The organism is Capnocytophaga sp. oral taxon 329 str. F0087 (genome assembly GCF_000213295.2).
GTDB lineage: Bacteria > Bacteroidota > Bacteroidia > Flavobacteriales > Flavobacteriaceae > Capnocytophaga > Capnocytophaga leadbetteri_A.
The window spans coordinates 83,349-86,073 of record NZ_KN389985.1 but is presented as its reverse complement, the minus strand read 5'-3'; the positions used below and the strand labels follow the sequence as shown (position 1 = coordinate 86,073).

At 40.0% G+C, this 2,725-nt stretch carries 3 protein-coding genes; all 3 read left to right on the top strand.

The window, feature by feature from the left end:
- The first annotated feature begins 132 nt into the window (after positions 1–132).
- The 3 genes from HMPREF9074_RS11825 to rpsO all read left to right on the top strand — a co-directional run bounded on the left by HMPREF9074_RS11825 (position 133) and on the right by rpsO (position 2,558).
- Positions 133–261, top strand: a complete 129-nt coding sequence (locus tag HMPREF9074_RS11825) for a FeoB-associated Cys-rich membrane protein (RefSeq protein ID WP_009733891.1) — start codon at positions 133–135, stop codon at positions 259–261.
- A 102-nt stretch (positions 262–363) separates the two neighbouring features.
- Positions 364–2,169: a translational GTPase TypA gene (typA, locus tag HMPREF9074_RS01330; protein ID WP_009733892.1), complete on the top strand. Its 1,806-nt coding sequence runs from the start codon at positions 364–366 to the stop codon at positions 2,167–2,169.
- A gap of 119 nt (positions 2,170–2,288) precedes the next feature.
- A complete protein-coding gene (gene rpsO / locus HMPREF9074_RS01325) occupies positions 2,289–2,558 on the top strand; it encodes a 30S ribosomal protein S15 (RefSeq protein WP_009733893.1) in 270 nt (89 codons plus the stop codon).
- The last annotated feature ends 167 nt before the right edge of the window (positions 2,559–2,725 follow it).

The following is a 2,725-nucleotide window of genomic DNA, read 5'->3' as shown; positions in this document are numbered from 1 at the left end:
GACGAGCTTAAGAGACACTCCTGCTAGTGTTATGATAAGAGGGGCTGCCCCTAGCAATACTACTTTAGCTCTTGGCAGTATCTCAGTCAATAGTCAGATAATAGTTACTTTTGAACTTACTAAATAATACTTATGGAAATACAAGAAATCATAGCCTATGTATTAGTAGCTGCGGCAGTAATTTTCTTAGTAAAAAAGTTTTTTTTCACTAAAAAGAAAAACAGCTGTAGCGGAGGAGCAGGCTGTAAATGCGGACACTAAACCATTAGCAAATGAGAAAATTTGTAAATTAGCAAATTTGGTCATTTGCTAATTATTTTATAATTTTGCACCCTCAATTTTTTAAAAACACTATTTGCACCTATGACCGCTATTAGAAATATAGCAATTATTGCTCACGTTGACCACGGAAAAACTACCCTTGTTGATAAAATCTTGCACCACTGTGCTTTGTTCCGTGACAATCAGGATGCGGGAGAACTTATCTTAGACAACAACGACTTGGAACGCGAACGCGGTATCACCATCTTATCTAAGAATGTTTCGGTAATTTATAAAGATATCAAAATCAATATTATTGATACCCCTGGCCACGCCGATTTTGGTGGAGAAGTAGAGCGAGTGCTGAATATGGCTGACGGAGTACTACTATTAGTTGATGCTTTCGAGGGGCCTATGCCACAAACGCGCTTTGTACTACAAAAGGCTATAGAGATGAAACTCAAACCTATAGTAGTTATCAATAAAGTAGATAAAGAAAACTGTACCCCCGATGAAGTACACGAGGCTGTTTTCGACCTTATGTTCGAACTCGGGGCTGAAGACTGGCAATTAGACTTCCCTACGGTATACGGTTCAGCTAAACAAAACTGGATGTCAGAAGACTGGCACAAAAAAACCGACAGCATCGAGCCTCTATTAGATATGGTTGTAAAACATATCCCTGCTCCTAAAGTAGAAGAAGGTAGCCTACAGATGCTCATCACTTCATTAGACTATTCTACTTTTACTGGACGTATCGCTATCGGCCGACTACACCGCGGCACCCTCAAAGCCGGTATGAACATCTCATTAGTAAAACGCGATGGTTCTATCGTAAAATCAAAAATAAAAGAACTACACACTTTTGACGGTTTAGGTCGCAAAAAAGTAGAAGAGGTACAAGCAGGCGATATTTGCGCTATTGCAGGTTTAGAAGGTTTTGAAATAGGCGATACCATAGCCGACTACGAAAACCCCGAAGCCCTACCTACTATTGCTATTGACGAGCCTACGATGAGTATGCTCTTCACTATCAACGACTCTCCTTTCTTTGGCAAAGACGGCAAGTTTGTAACTTCACGCCACATCAAAGAACGTTTAGAACGCGAATTAGAGAAGAACTTAGCCCTACGTGTAGAGGCTACTGATAGTGCAGACAAATTTGTAGTATACGGACGTGGAGTGCTACACCTCTCAGTACTTATAGAGACAATGCGCCGCGAGGGGTACGAACTACAAATCGGGCAGCCACAAGTTATCATCAAAGAGATAGACGGAGTAAAATGTGAACCTGTAGAAGAACTGACTATAGACCTACCCGAAAATGTAAGCGGTAGAGCGGTAGACTTGGTAACACTTCGCAAAGGCGAGATGCTAAGTATGGAGCCTAAAGGAGAACGAATGATTATCAAATTCTTGATTCCTTCGCGTGGCATCATCGGTTTGCGCAACCAACTGCTTACGGCTACTGCTGGCGAGGCTATCATTCACCACCGTTTCTTAGAGTTTCAACCTTTCAAAGGCGAAATAGCAGGACGCATCAACGGCTCGCTTATTTCTATGGAACAAGGTACCGCTATCCCCTACTCTTTAGACAAGCTACAAGACCGCGGTAAGTTCTTTATCTTCCCAGGTGAAGATATTTATACAGGGCAGGTAATAGGCGAAAACTCGCGCAGTGGCGACATCGTAGTAAATGTAACTAAGACTAAAAAACTGACTAACGTACGTGCGGCAGGGTCTGACGAAAAAGTAAAACTGGCACCTCCTATCAAATTCTCACTTGAGGAGGCGTTAGAGTACATACAAAAAGACGAATACGTAGAGGTTACCCCTAAAAATATGCGCTTGCGCAAAATCTACTTAGATGAAAACGAACGCAAACGTCACGAGCGAGAGTTTAGTTAGTAGTTAGTGCAATGGGCGGCAAAATAATATTTCATCTAAAATTTGCATATCTAAAAAAAAGGTAATACTTTTGCACCCACAAAATATTTGTACATAATAATCATTAAATTAATATTGGAATGTATTTAACTAAAGAAGTAAAAGCGGAAATTTTCAAAAAGTACGCAGGTTCAGAAACCAACACAGGTTCAGCAGAAGGGCAAATCGCACTTTTCACCCTTAGAATCAATCACCTTACAGAGCACTTAAAAGTGAATCGCAAGGACTTTAACACTGAGCGTTCGTTAGTAAAGCTCGTAGGTAAGCGTAGAAGTTTGCTAGACTATTTGAAGAATACCGATATTGAAAGATATCGTGCAATTATCAAAGAGCTTAACATTAGAAAATAAAAAGAGAGGAGGCTTAGTGCCTCCTTTTGCTTAATGTTTTCATTGGTAGCCTTTTTAAACCACACAACACAACTATTCAATTAACAATTTTCACTTATCAATTAACAAGTATTGAATGATACCAGAAGTAAAAAAAGAAATTATCGATTTAGGTGATGGTCGTACCA